This is a genomic window from Streptomyces sp. D2-8 (assembly GCF_023184515.1).
GTDB lineage: Bacteria > Actinomycetota > Actinomycetes > Streptomycetales > Streptomycetaceae > Streptomyces.
The window spans coordinates 89,674-105,605 of the sequence record NZ_JAAHBP010000007.1 but is presented as its reverse complement, the minus strand read 5'-3'; the positions used below and the strand labels follow the sequence as shown (position 1 = coordinate 105,605).

Genomic DNA, 15,932 nt, shown 5'->3' with positions numbered 1-15,932 from the left:
GGGCCGGTGCGTCGGTGAGGGGGCGTCAGCTCGTGCGGCCCTTGGCGTCGAACGCCTTCATGCGGTCGAGCACGGAGTCGGCCGTCGGCCCGTGCATCTCGTCGACGATCCGGCCGTCCGCGAGGAAGATCACCCGGTCCGCGTAGGCCGCGGCCACCGGGTCGTGCGTCACCATCACCACCGTCTGGCCCAGCTCCCGCACGGAGTTGCGCAGGAAGCCCAGCACCTCGGCGCCGGAGCGCGAGTCGAGGTTTCCGGTGGGCTCGTCACCGAAGATGATCTCGGGCCGGGAGGCCAGCGCCCGGGCCACGGCGACGCGCTGCTGCTGACCGCCGGACAGCTGGGACGGCCGGTGGCCGAGCCGGTCCGCCAGGCCGACCATCCGGATGACGGAGTCCAGCCACTCCTTGTCCGGCTTGCGCCCCGCGATGTCCATCGGAAGGGTGATGTTCTCCAGGGCGGTCAGGGTCGGCAGCAGGTTGAACGCCTGGAAGATGAAGCCGATCTTGTCCCGGCGCAGCTTGGTCAGCTGCTTGTCCTTCAGCGAGCCGAGCTCGGTGTCGCCGATGCGCACCGACCCGGAGGAGAAGGAGTCGAGACCGGCCACGCAGTGCATCAGGGTGGACTTGCCGGAGCCGGAAGGACCCATGATCGCGGTGAACTCGGCCTGCCGGAAGTCGACGGAGACGCGGTCCAGGGCGACCACCTGGGTCTCACCCTGTCCATAGATCTTCGACAGATCCGTGGCGCGCGCGGCCGCGGTGGTGGCCCGGTCGGTGAGGGAAGCGGTGGTCACGGGATGGCTCTCCTGTCGGACGGCTGACTACGGGGAAGGACGTGTTCCATCGTCCGGGTCCCACGGCGCCGTGTAGTCACCCGTTGTTCTGGTTCCGAAGGCCGACTGCAGTCTGACCGCGCGGGGTCGTGTCATACCTGGGGATGACGAACGCCCCTGAGGGGCCCGGGTGTCGGGAACCGATGCGCCCAAGGTGTCGAGAACAGGTGGAGTGCCCTCGTTCGGGCGGTGAAATTCCGTCATTCCGCATACGCGGCCGACCGCCGCACGCAAGGCTATTGGCAAGTGCGGATGGCGTGTTCCGTGTGCTGACGCACCCTCAGACGTCAATAAAATAAGACAACATCGGTCCACGCTTCCGCTGTTCGGGGGACCCGTCCGGATAGTCTCGGAACCTCGATGCGGAGCCCACGGCCTGCCCGGATGGTGGAATGCAGACACGGCGAGCTTAAACCTCGCTGCCCCTTCGCGGGCGTGCCGGTTCGAGTCCGGCTCCGGGCACCTTCCGATCCCTGCGTGGTCCATTGAAGAGTTCACGGCGTGCCCGTTGACAGCGGGCGCATGCCGTCGGAGACTCACATGCACATGGTGAAAGAAATTTCACCTGACGAACGTGGATGAGAAGAGGTCGTCCGATGCGCACCACCGTCGGCATCATCGGAGCGGGCCCTGCCGGCCTCCTCCTCGCCCGGCTGCTTCACGACGCGGGCATCGACTCGGTCGTCCTGGAGAGCCGCGACCGCGCCTACGTCGAACGACGGCAGCGCGCCGGGATCCTGGAGCAGGGCACGGCGGACGTGCTGCGCGCGGCCGGCGCCGGGGAGCGCATGGACCGCGAGGGGCTGCGCCACGACGGCATCGAGCTGCGCTTCGACCGCAGCCGCCACCGCGTCGACTTCCCCGCCCTCACCGGCGGCCGGTCGGTGATGGTCTACGCCCAGACCGAGGTCTGCAAGGACCTCATCGCCCTCCAGCTCCGGGAGGGCGGGCCCCTGCTCTTCGAGGCGGAGGCGCTGGCCGTGGAGGACGCGGACACCGACGCCCCGCGGATCCGCTTCCGGCACGAGGGCCGCGAGGACGTCCTGGAGTGCGCCTACGTCGTCGGCTGTGACGGCTTCTGGGGCGTCGCCCGCAAGGCGATCCCCGCCCCCCTCACCCAAGTCTTCGAACGGACGTACCCCTTCGGCTGGCTCGGCATCCTCGCCGACGTGCCGCCCTCGCACGACGAACTCGTCTACGCCCGCCACGACCGCGGCTTCGCCCTGCTCTCCATGCGCTCGCCGGCCGTCTCCCGCCTCTACCTCCAGGTGCCCGACGGCACCGACGCCGGGGCGTGGAGCGACGAGGAGATCTGGGACGAGCTGGAGTGCCGGTTCGAGACCGCCGACGACTGGCGCCTCGAACGCGGCCCGATCACCCAGAAGTCGGTCACGCCCATGCGCTCCTACGTCCACGAGCCCATGCGCCACGGACGCCTCTTCCTCGCGGGTGACGCGGCTCACATCGTTCCCCCGACCGGAGCCAAGGGGCTGAACCTCGCCGTCGGTGATGTCGTGACGTTCGCGCGGGCCCTGACCCATCGGCAGGAGACCGGATCGCCGGACCTGCTCGACGCCTACTCGCAGACCTGCCTGCGCCGGGTCTGGCAGGCCGAGCGGTTCTCCTACGACATGACGACCCTGCTGCACCGCGCGCCCGACGCCACGCCCTTCGAGGACCGGCTCCAGCTCGCCCGGCTGGAGCGGATCGCCTCCTCCCGCGCCGCCGAGACGGACCTGGCGGAGGCGTACACGGGCTTCCCGTTCGGGTGAGCCGGGAGTGACCCCCTCCGGTGTGGGGAATCACGAAGCCACGTAGCGTGTTGCGCAGCACGACGAGGGAAAGATCCTCCCCAAGCAGTAGGGTCATTCCTTTGCCTACCTATTACTCTTGAGCCCAAGGTCACGCAGTGTTGGCCATGGAGGAGTGAAATGAGGAGCAGAAACCCGGTCTTCTCGCGACGGGGGTTCAGCCGCGACAACGGCTACGCGGGCTTCAACACCGCGCCGCAGGCCGGGGGTCCCGCTGTCGCCACCCAGGGCAACCCGTACGCGCAGCCGACGGGCGACCAGTACGCCCAGAACCCGTACGCGCAGAACCCTTACGCCCAGCAGGACCTGCAGTACGGCGCGCCGCCGCAGGCCCCGGCCACCACCGGCCGGATGACCATCGACGACGTCGTCCTGCGCACCGCGAGCACGCTCGGCGTGCTCATCGTCACCGCGGCGCTCTCCTGGGCCCTGCTGCCGGTCGACGACGCCAACATCAGCCGTGCCTACGGCATCGGTATCGGCGCCGCGCTGATCGGCATGGTCCTGGCGCTCGTGCAGTCCTTCAAGCGCAAGGCCTCGCCCGCGCTGATCCTGACGTACGCCGCGTTCGAGGGTGTGTTCCTCGGCGTCATCTCCAACATCGTCGACAACCGCATCGCCGACGGTGCGGCCATGCAGGCGGTGATCGGCACCATGGCGGTCTTCGCCGGTGTGCTGATCGCCTACAAGGCCGGCTGGATCCGCGTCAACCGCCGCTTCTACGGCTTCGTGATGGCGGCCGCGCTCGGCTTCATCCTGCTGATGGCCGTGAACCTGCTGTTCGCGGTGTTCGGCGGCGGTGACGGCCTCGGCTTCCGCAGCGGTGCCCTCGGTGTGATCTTCGGCGTCATCGGCATCATCCTCGGCGCGTGCTTCCTCGCCCTGGACTTCAAGCAGGTCGAGGACGGCGTCGCCTACGGCGCCCCGCGCGAAGAGGCCTGGCTCGCGGCCTTCGGCCTCACGCTGACGCTGGTGTGGATCTACCTGGAGTTCCTGAGGCTCATCTCGATCCTCAACAGCAGCGACTAGTCCTCGACGGTCGTAGCGCGAAGGGCCCCGGCTCCGGCCGGGGCCCTTCGTCGTCCAAGGAACGGTGTGCGCGCCTAGAGCAGTTTGCGCGCGGCCCTCCTCAGGTCGTACTCGTGGACGATCGCCTTGGCGTGGCCGTACGCGAGATTGTGTTCGTGCCGGAGCCAGCTGACCTTTTCCTCGAAACGGAAGAGTGCCGGGCCTTCTTCGACGGTGCGCAACCAGTCGGAGATCTCACGACCGGTGCAGTGCGGGATGCGGGCGAGCATGTTGCGATGGGTCTCTTCGGAGAAGACTTGGGACATCGGCGCCTCCGGACGCTGGGATGTAAGCCGGTCCTTCAGGTCACCGTGCCTGAGTGTTCGCCCGTTGGCAACAGTCCCGGTGCGACGCGTACGCTCGCGGCGTGGTTGATACGACGCCTCTGACCCGTGCGGTGGAGCACTTCGCCGATCGATTGAGGGCCGCGCCCCAGAGCCGGTTGCAGCGCGGAGCTGCCGCTGAGGCTCTGGAGCTGGCCAGGGAGTTGGCCCGGAGGGCGCAGGTCCTCGAGGGTGTGGAGCCTCGGGAGATGCCGGATGCGGGGATGTTTGCAGCGGCAGATCAGATCACCGTGGCCGGGCATGATCTGGCGGTGGTGATTCCCAGTGATGCCGATGTCGATGACGCGGTGAGGGTGGTGGAGGAGGCGCAGAAGCGGGCGGGGGTGTGAGCGCCGTTCGCGTGTGCCGGCTGTGTGTGGTCGCTCGCGCCCGCGCGGCGGAGCCGCACATCGATACAGCCCCGCGCCCCTAGAGGGACGCGATGACCCGGTCGGCCAGGATGTAGACGTTCTCCTCGCCGCACTCGAACGTCAGCGTGTACGCGCCGGAGACGCCGGAGCCGCCCAGGAGGGTCGGAGCCACGCCGGTGCGCAGGGCGGTGGCGAGGCGCTCCGCGGTCTCGCGGTGGCCCGGGGTCATGCACAGGGTCGTGCCGTCGGCGAAGACGTAGACGTCCAGGGTGCCCAGGGGTCCGGGGCGGACGTCCGTCAGCTCGATACGGGAGGAGGCCAGCTCCTCCAGGGTGGCGACGGTGCGCTCGTGGTCGTTCACGACCGGCGACTGCGTCGGCACGAAGTCCGGGTGGGAGGGGTGGCGGCGGCGGGCCGCGGCCAGCTCCGGGGACTCACCGGCCGGCTCCTCGGCGTCCGCCGCGGGCTCGGACACCGGCTCCAGACCCGCGAAATCGGCCTGGCGGGGCAGGAACAGATCGGTCTCGGGCAGGCCCAGCAGTGAGGGCGCGTCGGAGGCGTCACGGGCCTCCTGGGCGGCCCAGAACGCCCGCGCCTCGGCGAGCTCCCGCTCCCGCTCCTCGGCGAGTGCCGCCGCCACGGCGGCACGTATCTCATCGGTGTCGGCAGTGGTACGAGCGGCGGGCAGCAGCGCACGGGTGGTGGCGGCGCGGCTCTCGGCCAGCGCCGTGTGCAGGGCCGCGACCTGTCGGCGCAGCTGCAGGACGGTGCGCAGGACGGCGACGCCCACGGCGCCCGTGGCGGCCGTGGTGACCAGCAACGCGATCGGCATGGCGCTCACTGACGTACTCCCGGTTCAAAGTCGACCCCCGACTTCCTACATCAGCTTGAAGGGCGGACTAACCAGCTGTCAGTGCGTAACGTCACGAAACGGACAGGGCTGCGGTGTCGGGGGAGGGGGTGTGGCTGCTGTGACCTGCGGTTCTCCCCTGGCGGAGGGAGATAGGTCACATCCTGGGGGAGATTGGATCACAAAACAGCCCAGAACCCTGGAGTTTCCAGGGTTCTGGGCCGAAGGCTCACAGCGGGTGCTATGGCGGCTACGGTGTGCCGCTCAGCTGAGGCGCTCGATGACCATGGCCATGCCCTGGCCGCCGCCGACGCACATCGTCTCCAGACCGAACTGCTTGTCGTGGAACTGGAGGGAGTTGATGAGCGTGGTGGTGATGCGGGCGCCGGTCATGCCGAAGGGGTGGCCGACGGCGATGGCACCGCCGTTGACGTTCAGCTTCTCCAGCGGGATGCCCAGGTCGCGGTAGGAGGGGATCACCTGGGCGGCGAACGCCTCGTTGATCTCGACCAGGTCGATGTCGTCGATCGACAGGCCTGCACGGCGCAGCGCCTGCTTGCTCGCCTCGACCGGGCCGAGGCCCATGATCTCGGGCGAGAGGCCGGAGACGCCGGTCGACACGATCCGGGCGAGCGGGGTGAGGCCGAGCTCGCGGGCCTTGGTGTCGGACATGATCACGAGGGCCGCGGCGCCGTCGTTCAGCGGGCAGCAGTTGGCGGCGGTGACCATGCCGTCGGGGCGGAAGACCGGCTTGAGGCCCTGCACGCCCTCCAGGGTGACGCCGGCGCGGGGGCCGTCGTCCTTGGAGACGACCGTGCCGTCGGGGAGGGTGACCGGGGTGATCTCGCGCTCCCAGAAGCCGTTCTTGACGGCCTCTTCGGCGAGGTTCTGCGAGCGGACGCCGAACTCGTCCATGTCCTGGCGGGTGACGCCCTTGGCGCGGGCCAGGTTCTCGGCGGTCTGGCCCATCGCGATGTACGGGTCGGGCAGCAGGCCGTCCTCGCGCGGGTCGTGCCAGGTCGAGCCCTCGGACTGGGCGGTGGCGACGGTCCGGGCCTCGGCGTCGGCGAAGAGCGGGTTGTGCGTGTCGGGCAGGCCGTCGGAGCTGCCCTTCGCGTAGCGGGAGACCGTCTCCACGCCCGCGGAGATGAAGACGTCTCCCTCGCCGGCCTTGATGGCGTGCAGGGCCATGCGGGAGGTCTGCAGGGAGGAGGAGCAGTACCGGGTGACGGTGCAGCCCGGCAGGTGGTCCATCCCCATCTGTACGGCGACGATCCGGCCGAGGTTGTGGCCCTGCTCGCCGCCGGGCAGGCCGCAGCCGAGCATCAGGTCGTCGATGTCCTTGGGGTCCAGCTCGGGGACCTTGGCCAGGGCGGCCTGGACGATCGTGGCGGTCAGGTCGTCCGGGCGGAGGTCCTTGAGGGAGCCCTTGACGGCGCGGCCGATGGGGGAGCGGGCGGCTGAGACGATCACGGCTTCGGGCATCACGGCTCCATTGACGTACCGGGTGGTCTGGCAGGGCTGACTGGGAAGTTACCCGTACGTATGGGCTGGGTCACGGGTGTCGCGGTGTGACCCTGACCGCAGTTTCCAAGCGCTTGCTTTTCGGTGCTCCTCAGCTCGAAGGGGTCGCGGGGGTCGCGGGGGCCGGTTCCTGCTCGGGGACCCGCCGGCGCCGTCGGCGCTTCAGCAGGGCCCACGGGCCGCGCGGCCCGCTCGGCATGGCCGCCGCGACCTCCGTGCCGGCCTCCGAGGCGGCCTCCGCCGCCGCCCGCGCCACCGGCAGGAAGCCCTCGCGGCGGGAGGCGTCCGGGCGCTCCTCCTCGGCGGGCCACAGGCCCAGGCAGGCGCACACGGTCGGCAGGACCGCCATCGCCGCCGTCGCGTAGCCCTCGGCCGAGGGGTGGTAGCTGTCCGGGCCGAACAGCTCGCGCGGGTTCTCGGCGAACTCGGGGCCCAGCAGGTCGCCCAGCGACACGGTACGGCCGCCCTGTTCGACGACTCCGATCGTCTGGGCGGCCGCCAGCTGGCGTGAGGCCCGCCGGGCCAGCCAGCGCAAGGGCTGCCGGACCGGCTCGATCGTGCCGAGGTCGGGGCAGGTGCCGACCACGACCTCCGTACCGGCCGTGCGCAGCCGGCGCACCGCCGAGGACAGGTAACGGACCGAGCGGGTCGGGGACATGCGGTGGGTGACGTCGTTCGCGCCGACCATGATCACGCAGATGTCGGGCACGGGGCCGGGATCGGCCAGCACCAGGGCCACCTGGCGGTCCAGGTCGTCCGAACAGGCCCCGGGGGTCGCCACCGTGCGCAGCGCCACCGGCCGCTCCGCCAGCGCCGCGAGCCCCGACGCCAGCAGTGCCCCCGGCGTCTGCCCGCCCCGGTGCACGCCCTGGCCCGCGGCCGTGGAGTCACCCAGCATCGTCAGCCGCAGCGGTGCGTCGGCCGGACCGGCGTACATGCGGCCGTACAGCCCGTCCGCGTGCGGCACATGAGGAGATGTGCCGTTGCCCACCCGGCGTCGCGCCAGTTGCACCTCGGCCAGCACCAGCCCCACTGCGGCCGCCCCGGCCAGACCGACCCCGCCGCCGCCGTACGCCGCGCCGGCCGCGATCCGCCGGGCCACCCTCGCCCTCGACATGCTCGTCATGTGTCGCTGCCACCTCCTCGAACCCGTACACCCAGTGCTTGCCCCGTACAGCCCGTCGCCCAATCTCAACGGGGAGTGAACGACCGTCACGGACCACGCCGAGGTCATAGGCTGGCGGCACCACAGGACACTTCTTTTGCGGCATCCGGAGACAACGGTGCAATTCCACGACTCGATGATCAGCCTCGTCGGCAACACCCCGCTGGTGCGGCTCAACAGCGTGACCAAGGGCATCAGGGCGACCGTCCTGGCCAAGGTGGAGTACTTCAACCCCGGCGGCTCGGTGAAGGACCGCATCGCCCTGCGCATGATCGAGGCGGCGGAGGAGAGCGGCGCGCTCAAGCCCGGCGGCACGATCGTCGAGCCGACCAGCGGCAACACCGGGGTCGGGCTCGCCATCGTCGCCCAGCAGAAGGGGTACAAGTGCATCTTCGTGTGCCCCGACAAGGTGAGCACGGACAAGATCAACGTGCTGCGCGCCTACGGCGCCGAGGTCGTGGTGTGCCCGACGGCCGTCGACCCGGAGCACCCGGACTCGTACTACAACGTCTCCGACCGGCTGGTCCGTGAGACGCCCGGAGCCTGGAAGCCCGACCAGTACTCCAACCCCCACAACCCGCTCTCCCACTACCACTCGACCGGCCCCGAGCTGTGGGAGCAGACGGAGGGGAGGATCACCCACTTCGTGGCGGGCGTGGGCACCGGCGGCACCATCTCCGGGACCGGGCGCTATCTGAAGGAGATCAGCGACGGCAAGGTCAAGGTCATCGGCGCGGACCCCGAGGGCTCCGTCTACTCCGGCGGCTCCGGCCGGCCCTACCTCGTCGAGGGCGTCGGTGAGGACTTCTGGCCGACCGCCTACGACCGGACCGTCGCGGACGAGATCGTCGCCGTGTCCGACAAGGACTCCTTCCAGATGACCCGCCGCCTCGCCAAGGAGGAGGGCCTGCTCGTCGGCGGCTCCTGCGGCATGGCCGTGGTGGCCGCGCTGGAGGTCGCCGGGCGGCTCGGGCCGGACGACGTCGTGGTGGTCCTGCTGCCGGACAGCGGCCGCGGCTACCTGAGCAAGATCTTCAACGACGAGTGGATGGCCGACTACGGCTTCCTGGAGGACGCGGGCCCCAGCGCCCGCGTCGGCGACGTCCTGAACGACAAGGAGGGCGACCGCATGCCCTCCCTCGTCCACATGCACCCGGAGGAGACGGTCGGTCAGGCCATCGACGTGCTGCGCGAGTACGGCGTCTCGCAGATGCCGGTCGTCAAGCCGGGCGCCGGCCACCCCGACGTGATGGCGGCCGAGGTCGTCGGCTCGGTCGTGGAACGCGAGCTGCTGGACGCCCTGTTCAGCAAGAACGCCTCGCTCGACGACCCGCTGGAGAAGCACATGTCCGACCCGCTGCCCCAGGTCGGCTCCGGCGAGCCGGTCGCCGACCTGATGGCCGTGCTGGGCAAGGCGGACGCGGCGATCGTCCTCGTCGAGGGCAAGCCGACCGGTGTGGTCAGCCGGCAGGACCTGCTGTCCTTCCTGGCCCGTACGGGGAAGTGACGGCCAACCTCCGGTGAACTGCCCGTGAACCGGGTGAACTTGCGGCGTCCGTGATCTTCGCGGACTTCGCGGAAGTGGTACGCGGGTGTCACGTTCGCGCAGCACCCGCTTAACACACGTCCTGCACATTGGTGGGTGTCGGCAGGGCGGGAGCGGCTCCCCGCCCGGGCCGGCGCCGAACGGCGTCAAGGACCTCCGGAGCGGCTCCCGGACCTCCACGGACGCCATGGACGCGCAAGCCCGGCCCTGACCGGGCCCGCGTCCTTCGCGGGGACCGCCGTCGTCCCGCCCCCCGTTCACGGGGGTGCGGCGGTCCCCGCGCGTTTTTCTGCGCCTAGGAGACCGTCTCCGCCTTCCAGCTGCCCAGCAACAGAAGCCTTTCGGCCGTCTCGGAACCGGGCTCGGGCGCGTACACCACGATCGTCTGGTCCGGGGCCGCCGGGATCGTGAGGGTCTCGTAGGGGAGGGTCAGCAGGCCCGCGACCGGGTGCCGGAGCAGCTTCACGCCGTGGTCGCAGGGCTTGACCAGGTGGTCGGCCCACAGCCGACGGAACTCCTCGCTGGCCCGGGCGAGTTCGGCGACGAGTTCTCCCGTGGCGGGGTCTGAGGGATGGTGGCCCGCCTGCAGACGCAGGTGTGCGACCGTCTGGGCGGCGATCGCGGCCCGGTCCGGATACAGCTCCCGCGAGGCGGGGTCGAGGAAGAGTCGGCGCGGCAGGCTGAGGTCGCCCGGGCCGCTGAAGCCGAGCACCGCGTCGGCGAGGGCGTTCCAGGCGAGGACGTCCATGCGGTGGTCCAGGACGTAGGCGGGGTTGCGGTCCATGCCGTCCAGGAGCAGCCGCACACCCGGGCGCACCCAGGGCGCGGCCGGCCCGGGCCCGTCCTGCCGGCGCGGCCGGGCGACCGCCCGCAGGTACTCGTGCTCGGCCTCGTCCAGCCGCAGCACCCGTGCGATCGCGTCCAGCACGGCGTCCGAGACTCCTCCGGACTTGGTCCGGGAGGGGTCCCCGGGTCCCCTGCCCTGCTCGAGGCGGACGTAGTAGTCGACGCTCACCCCGGCCAGCTGCGCCACCTCCTCACGGCGCAGACCCGGGACGCGGCGGCGGCCGTACGACGGCAGCCCCACTTCCTCCGGCTGGATCCGGGCGCGGCGCGAGCGCAGGAAGTCTCCCAGTTCTCCGTCCATGCGTCCGAGCCTAGGCCGCCCGGGCCCGGCGAACCTGGTACTGGCAGACCCAGGAAGAGCGCAGCCCTGGGTAGCGCGGCCCGGGCCGCCGAGGGTGGTGTCCGAGGCCGGGGAGACGCCCCGGCCGGGACCGAGGGGGTATCCCATGTCGTACGACAGCCTGGCCGGCCGTACCGCCGTCGTCACCGGAGCCGCGAGCGGGATCGGCGAGGCCGTCGCCGTGACTCTGGCCGCGCAGGGGCCCGGGTGGCCCTGGTGGCCCGGCGTGCGGAACGGCTGACGGCGATCGCCGGGAAGGTCCGGGCCGACGGCGGGCAGGCCCTGGCCGTCGTCGCGGACGTCACCGACGACACCACCGTGGCGGACGCCGTCGACCGCATCCACGCGGAGTACGGGACCGTCGACCTGATCGTGAACTGCGCCGGCGTCATGCTGCCCCACCCCGTCGACGCCCGGCGCGCCGACGAGTGGCAGCGGATGCTCGACACCAACGTCGCCGGGGTGCTGCGGATGACCGGCGCCTTCACCGGCGACCTGGTGAGCGCCGCCGCGGACGGCCGTACGGCCGACATCGTGAACATCTCGTCCATCGCCGCGCACGTCAGCTTCCCGAACTACGCGGTGTACGGCGCGACCAAGGCGGCCGTCACCTATCTGTCGGAAGCCCTGCGCGGGGAGTTCGGGCCCCGGGACGTCCGGGTCACCAACATCGAGCCCGGGTTCGTGGAGAGCGAGCTGCGCACCCATATCTCCGACGCGGAACTGTCCCGGCAGGTCGAGGGCATGCTCGAGCAGGTGGGCGCGCTGTCCGCCGAGGAACTCGCCGACCTGGTGGCCTACGTGACGAGCCGGCCCCGCCGGGTCAATCTGCGGCAGATCGTCGCCCTGCCGACCCGGCAGGTCTGAGACCGGCTGCTCAGTCCTCCCAGTCACTGTCCTGGGAGGACGTGCGGCGGCGGCCGAACAGGTTCGGGTTGTTGCGGGCCGCCTGGACGATGTTGACGCCGACGATGCCCGCCCAGGCGACGAGCAGACCGGGCAGACGGGCCACGCCCCCGCCGATCGCGGACAGCGGCACCGCGAGGACCAGGGAGACGATCCCGAAGCCGAACCGCTCGCCCCAGGAGTCCGTGACCCGCGGCGACCGGGAGTCCCGGGTCGTCTGCATCTGCTGCTCGGCGAGCTGCCGGCGCACCCGGCGCTCCACCGCGCCGTCGATCCGCTGGTCGACTTTCTCCATGAACGAGTCGACCAGCGCCGACTCGTACTCCTCGCCCAGATCCCTGCGTGCGTGCAGGGTGGCGTCGAGTTCCTTCTTCAGGTCGGTGTCCCGCGCGTCCATTCCCGTCATGCCGTCCACGGTAGAAAGCGCCGCCGAGGACCGCACTGGGGTTAGCCCCCCTGCTCCGCAGGGGGGCTCCCGTACACCGCGGACAGGTCTGCTCCGCCCTCATGACGTCGTGGCGGCCCACCGGCTCTCGCGACGGGTCAGGTCCGCCGGCCGCCCCGGCCCAGGCTCTTGATCTTCTCGAAGGGGTAGGCGCCCACGATCACCACGGCCAGACCGTAGAGGGCGAAAACCCCAAGTCCCCAGGTGCCGACCGTCCGGCCACCGCCGCTCACGATGACCGTGCCGATCGGCACCAACGGAGCGAAGCTGAGCACCGCGGCCCCGGTGCACCAGAAGGCCACCAGGTCGTTCGCCCGTTTCCTCAGCCCCGGGTCGGACTTCACCTCCGCGGGGACCTCGTACCCGTCGGACCGGTCACAGACCGTGCCCCGGTACCCGGTGCGTGCGGCCAGCGAACTGGCCACGCCCAGCAGGAGGAAACAACCGAAGATGAAGATATAGGCCATGGATGCCCCAGGGTTCGCGCGGTGCCGAGCTACTTCAGCGGATGTACTTGATGATGAAGGCGATGACCATGTTGACGGCCTTGTTCTTGACCCAGCCCGGCAGGAACTTCCAGACGACGCCTCCGATCTCGCCCCCGAGGCAGCCGATGACGGCATTCCTGACGTAGGTCTTCTTGCCGGACGCCTTGCCCGCCGCGATGTCGCTGAGCACCGAGGTGGGAATGCTGGCCAGCGCCCCCTTCGCGCACCATGCCGCGGCACCGATGGCCGCCGCGGCGATCGGGAAGGCGAAGCCACCGGACCGGCTCATGGCCTTCTCGATCTCGGTCAGCGCCTCCGGTCCCATCTCCTGCTCGATGAACTGGCGCTGCTCCGCGGTCAGTTCAGGAGTCTGCGTCGCGGATGAGGCCGCCGCGGCGCGATCCGTTCCCCGGCTGTCGTCGGCGGCCGTGGCGCTGGGAGCCGCGGTGGCGAGCAGGGCGGCACTGGTGACGGCGGCTATGCCGGCCAGAGAGACGCGGCGGGTGGTGGTCTTGCGCATGGTGGATTCCCCGGTAGTCGTTCTTCCGTCTCCAGGTCAGGGAGACGGTTCCGTGGTCTTCATCTCCAGGTCATGGAGGTGATCACGGACGAGACTCTGACATCCCGCGGGAGGTCCGGCACAAAGAGTGGCGCGTGAAAAGGATCACGACTTCCGACCGGAACGTCCCGCTTGGATCAGGCCTCTTGTCGAAGACGCCGGTGGAATCACATCTGGCATCGCAAGAGAGCGAGGAAATTCCTTGAAATACGGATCACTTGAGATCGTACACGACTCAACTTTATGTCGGCACGCCATGTGAGGTAGAGGGCAAAGAGCCGGTCGTGGTTGTCAGACTCCAGCACTATCCGCCCCAACTCCCCATCCGTCCACGGTGGGAGAAACACTGCCCCGTGGAGGGATCAATCCGCATTCCGCGCGCGGCAGGGTGGGTGCGTCCCGTACGCATCGACCCAAGGACCCAACGCGCGTGCGCAACAGTCGAATAGCCCTCTTCCTGGCGGTCAGCACCGCCACCACGCTGGTCCCCGCGCTGACCCCCGCCACGGCATCCGCCGCGGAGAACCCCCTGCGCCCCTACCTCCAGCAGAAACCGGCCTGGCACCGCTGCGACACGGCCCTGCCCGCCTCCCTTCAGTGCGCCACGATCAAAGTGCCGCTCGACTACGGCAGACCGGGCGCCAAAAAGCTCGACCTCGCGATATCCAGGATGAAGACGAGCACCAAGAAGCAACGGCGCGGTGTGCTTCTGCTCAACCCGGGTGGCCCGGGCGGGCCGGGCGTCGACATGCCGCAGTACATGGCCGACGAGTTGCCGAAGGCCGTGAAGGACAAGTACGACCTCGTCGGCTTCGACCCGCGGGGCATCGGCCAAAGTTCCCCCGTCAGCTGTGGCCTGACGTCCGGCGAGCGGAACTGGGAACGGCCCTACAAGGCCGAGACGTTCACCAAGGACGTGAAGTGGGCCCGGACCGTCGCCGAGAAATGCGACAAGCGGCAGGGCGACAGGCTGCGCCACATCACCACCCGCAACACCGCCCGGGACATGGACGTCATCCGCGCCGTGCTCGGCGAGAAGAAGATCTCCTACCTCGGATACTCCTACGGCACCTACCTCGGCGCCGTCTACACGCAGATGTTCCCGAAGCGCACCGACCGCTTCGTGCTGGACAGCGCCGTCAACCCGGCCCGCATCTGGCGCGGGATGATCCAGGTCTGGGCGGAGGGCGCCGAGCCCGCCTTCACCCGATGGACCGAGTGGACCGCCGCGCGGCATCCCACCTACAAGCTGGGCCGGACCCCCGAGGCGGTCCGCAAGACCTTCTACGGCCTGGTCGCTCAGGCCGACCGCAAGCCGATCGACCTCGACGGCACGCTGCTCACCGGCGACGACATCCGCCACGGCCTGCGGGGCATGTTCTTCGGCACGCGCGACGCCGCCGAAGCGGTCGCCGAGTTGAAGAAGGCCGCCGCCGGAGCTCCCCCGTCCGCCGACCGTGAGCTCAAGACGCCCGAGCCCGTTCCGCCGTCCTTCGGCCGGACCGTGCCCGAGGACAACGGCGACGCCGGCTTCTGGGCCGTCGTCTGCGCCGACACCCGCGCCTGGCCGCGCGATCCCGAGCAGTACCGCAAGGACGCGATCCGGGACAAGGCCAGGTACCCGCTGTACGGCGACTTCGCCTCCCACATCAAGCCGTGCGCCTTCTGGAAGAAGAACGGCAGCGAGCCCGCCACCAGGATCGGCAACAAGGTGCGCGCGCTGATCCTCCAGAACGAGTGGGATTCCCAGACGCCGCTGACCAGCGGCCAGGGCCTGCGCCGCGCCATGAAGGGCTCGAAGATGGTCACGGTCGCAGGAGGTGTCGGACACGGCATCTACGGCACCAAGTCGTGCGCCGACAAGACGGCCACCAGCTACCTGACCACCGGCACGTTCCCCACGAAGGACCTGACCTGCAAGGCCGCTCCGGCCGCGGACGAACGCAACGCCCCCGACCGGCTGCCGCTCCCGACACCCCCGGGCATCCCTGGGATGGTCGGCCGCTTCTGATCGCAGGAGCCCTGGGAGGCCATCCGCCTGCGGGAGGCCTCCCACAGACCCGGGCTGCGGACGGGCCGAGCCCGAGGGCGACGCGGTATTAGAGGGCTCCCGGAAGGCGGATGCGGTCGTGGCCGGGCGTCGGGGCCCGGCCGAGGGCGGATGAGCCCAGCCGCATCAGCGAAACGACTCGGCCCGCCCCCGGGTATGTCCCGGGGCGGGCCTTGTCAGTGGGCGAAGGCGCCCTCGCGCGCCGGTGCCGACGCGGGCGCCCTCACCTTCTGCCGAGGATCCGTACGGTCGCGCCTATGCCCATGAGCACCAGCCCCAGAACCAGGACAGGAAGGCCAGGGCCCGGAAGGACGTACATGAGAGCTCCGGCCACCGTCGCCGCAGCGCCGGCCGACATCAGTGCGACGCCGGTGGAGGACTTGGACACACGAGTCTCCTAACCAGGGCGGCTCCAACAGGGTCTGACGGCTGCCCGGCCCTGTCGGGGCCGGGCAGCGGGGACGGTAAGTATCCCCAGTAGATCTTCGACGAGCAGACGTAGGTCCTGCGGTAGGTCGTTGTCCACCACGACGATCTCGGCGCGATTCTCGTCGGCGTGCTCACTGCCCAGTTGTTGCACCGAGCTGCAAACCTAGCGGCGGCATTCGGCAGCGTGCTCACGACCGCCGTGCCGCGGCTCGCCTGGGCGCCCGACGCTCTGGTCACCGCCTGCTCGTGCAGCGCCCTGGTTCTCCCTCTCCTCGCGATCGTTCTGGGCACCGTCTACGATCGCGCCACCCTTTCCGCACAGGCGGCAGCACGATCGAGGTGCCTCCCTGAGGCTCAGGTGACAGGGACGGGGCCC

15 protein-coding genes, 1 tRNA gene and 1 pseudogene are annotated in these 15,932 nt (G+C 70.2%); 7 read left to right on the top strand and 10 right to left on the bottom strand.

Translation table 11 applies throughout. The annotated features are described in order from the left end of the window. Positions 1–25: 25 nt before the first annotated feature. The gene (locus G3I77_RS14135; protein ID WP_248503631.1) at positions 26–796 is read right to left on the bottom strand and encodes an ABC transporter ATP-binding protein; all 771 of its coding nucleotides are present in this window, start codon (positions 794–796) and stop codon (positions 26–28) included. Between the two features lie 417 nt (positions 797–1,213). Here G3I77_RS14135 and G3I77_RS14130 point away from each other — a divergent pair. From G3I77_RS14130 to G3I77_RS14120, 3 genes are all read left to right on the top strand, one after another. Continuing rightward, positions 1,214–1,297 (top strand) — tRNA-Leu (locus G3I77_RS14130). 134 nt (positions 1,298–1,431) lie between these two features. After that, positions 1,432–2,607, top strand: coding sequence for a 4-hydroxybenzoate 3-monooxygenase (locus G3I77_RS14125; protein ID WP_248503629.1), 1,176 nt, complete (start codon positions 1,432–1,434; stop codon positions 2,605–2,607). 159 nt (positions 2,608–2,766) lie between these two features. After that, a complete protein-coding gene (locus tag G3I77_RS14120) occupies positions 2,767–3,675 on the top strand; it encodes a Bax inhibitor-1/YccA family protein (RefSeq protein ID WP_248503626.1) in 909 nt (302 codons plus the stop codon). Between the two features lie 74 nt (positions 3,676–3,749). Here G3I77_RS14120 and G3I77_RS14115 read toward each other — a convergent pair whose 3' ends face one another. Then, positions 3,750–3,980, bottom strand: coding sequence for a DUF4287 domain-containing protein (locus tag G3I77_RS14115; protein WP_010034472.1), 231 nt, complete (start codon positions 3,978–3,980; stop codon positions 3,750–3,752). 101 nt (positions 3,981–4,081) lie between these two features. On the opposite strand from G3I77_RS14115, the gene G3I77_RS14110 reads away from it, so the two are divergent. Continuing rightward, complete coding sequence (locus G3I77_RS14110; RefSeq protein ID WP_248503624.1) at positions 4,082–4,387, top strand: hypothetical protein; 306 nt, start codon at positions 4,082–4,084, stop codon at positions 4,385–4,387. A gap of 79 nt (positions 4,388–4,466) precedes the next feature. Here the strand turns inward: G3I77_RS14110 and G3I77_RS14105 are convergent, their stop codons facing one another. The 3 genes from G3I77_RS14105 to G3I77_RS14095 form a co-directional block, all read right to left on the bottom strand. Further along, positions 4,467–5,249 carry a hypothetical protein gene (locus G3I77_RS14105; protein ID WP_248503622.1) on the bottom strand — a complete coding sequence of 261 codons (783 nt, stop codon included), beginning with the start codon at positions 5,247–5,249 and terminating at the stop codon, positions 4,467–4,469. Positions 5,250–5,522: 273 nt separating this feature from the next. Further along, entirely contained in the window at positions 5,523–6,743 is a 1,221-nt protein-coding gene (locus G3I77_RS14100; RefSeq protein WP_248503621.1) for an acetyl-CoA C-acetyltransferase, read from the bottom strand. Positions 6,744–6,873: 130 nt separating this feature from the next. After that, on the bottom strand, positions 6,874–7,908 hold the full coding sequence (locus G3I77_RS14095; protein WP_248503620.1) for an SGNH/GDSL hydrolase family protein: 1,035 nt from the start codon (positions 7,906–7,908) through the stop codon (positions 6,874–6,876). A 157-nt stretch (positions 7,909–8,065) separates the two neighbouring features. Between G3I77_RS14095 and G3I77_RS14090 the strand changes: the two genes are divergently transcribed. Further along, on the top strand, positions 8,066–9,454 hold the full coding sequence (locus tag G3I77_RS14090; RefSeq protein WP_248503619.1) for a cystathionine beta-synthase: 1,389 nt from the start codon (positions 8,066–8,068) through the stop codon (positions 9,452–9,454). A gap of 334 nt (positions 9,455–9,788) precedes the next feature. Here the strand turns inward: G3I77_RS14090 and G3I77_RS14085 are convergent, their stop codons facing one another. Next, on the bottom strand, positions 9,789–10,640 hold the full coding sequence (locus tag G3I77_RS14085) for a helix-turn-helix transcriptional regulator (RefSeq protein ID WP_248503618.1): 852 nt from the start codon (positions 10,638–10,640) through the stop codon (positions 9,789–9,791). Between the two features lie 145 nt (positions 10,641–10,785). On the opposite strand from G3I77_RS14085, the pseudogene G3I77_RS14080 reads away from it, so the two are divergent. Continuing rightward, positions 10,786–11,546 (top strand): annotated as a pseudogene (locus G3I77_RS14080) (SDR family oxidoreductase). Positions 11,547–11,556: 10 nt separating this feature from the next. Here G3I77_RS14080 and G3I77_RS14075 read toward each other — a convergent pair. The 3 genes from G3I77_RS14075 to G3I77_RS14065 all read right to left on the bottom strand — a co-directional run bounded on the left by G3I77_RS14075 (position 11,557) and on the right by G3I77_RS14065 (position 13,038). Beyond that, entirely contained in the window at positions 11,557–11,982 is a 426-nt protein-coding gene (locus G3I77_RS14075) for a hypothetical protein (RefSeq protein WP_248504243.1), read from the bottom strand. A gap of 146 nt (positions 11,983–12,128) precedes the next feature. Continuing rightward, on the bottom strand, positions 12,129–12,497 hold the full coding sequence (locus G3I77_RS14070; RefSeq protein ID WP_248503617.1) for a hypothetical protein: 369 nt from the start codon (positions 12,495–12,497) through the stop codon (positions 12,129–12,131). A 34-nt stretch (positions 12,498–12,531) separates the two neighbouring features. Then, on the bottom strand, positions 12,532–13,038 hold the full coding sequence (locus G3I77_RS14065) for a hypothetical protein (RefSeq protein WP_248503616.1): 507 nt from the start codon (positions 13,036–13,038) through the stop codon (positions 12,532–12,534). A gap of 469 nt (positions 13,039–13,507) precedes the next feature. Here G3I77_RS14065 and G3I77_RS14060 point away from each other — a divergent pair, with 469 nt between their 5' ends. Next, positions 13,508–15,088, top strand: coding sequence for an alpha/beta fold hydrolase (locus tag G3I77_RS14060; protein WP_248503615.1), 1,581 nt, complete (start codon positions 13,508–13,510; stop codon positions 15,086–15,088). A gap of 262 nt (positions 15,089–15,350) precedes the next feature. Here G3I77_RS14060 and G3I77_RS14055 read toward each other — a convergent pair whose 3' ends face one another. Continuing rightward, a complete protein-coding gene (locus G3I77_RS14055; protein ID WP_248503613.1) occupies positions 15,351–15,515 on the bottom strand; it encodes a hypothetical protein in 165 nt (54 codons plus the stop codon). Between the last annotated feature and the right edge of the window lie 417 nt (positions 15,516–15,932).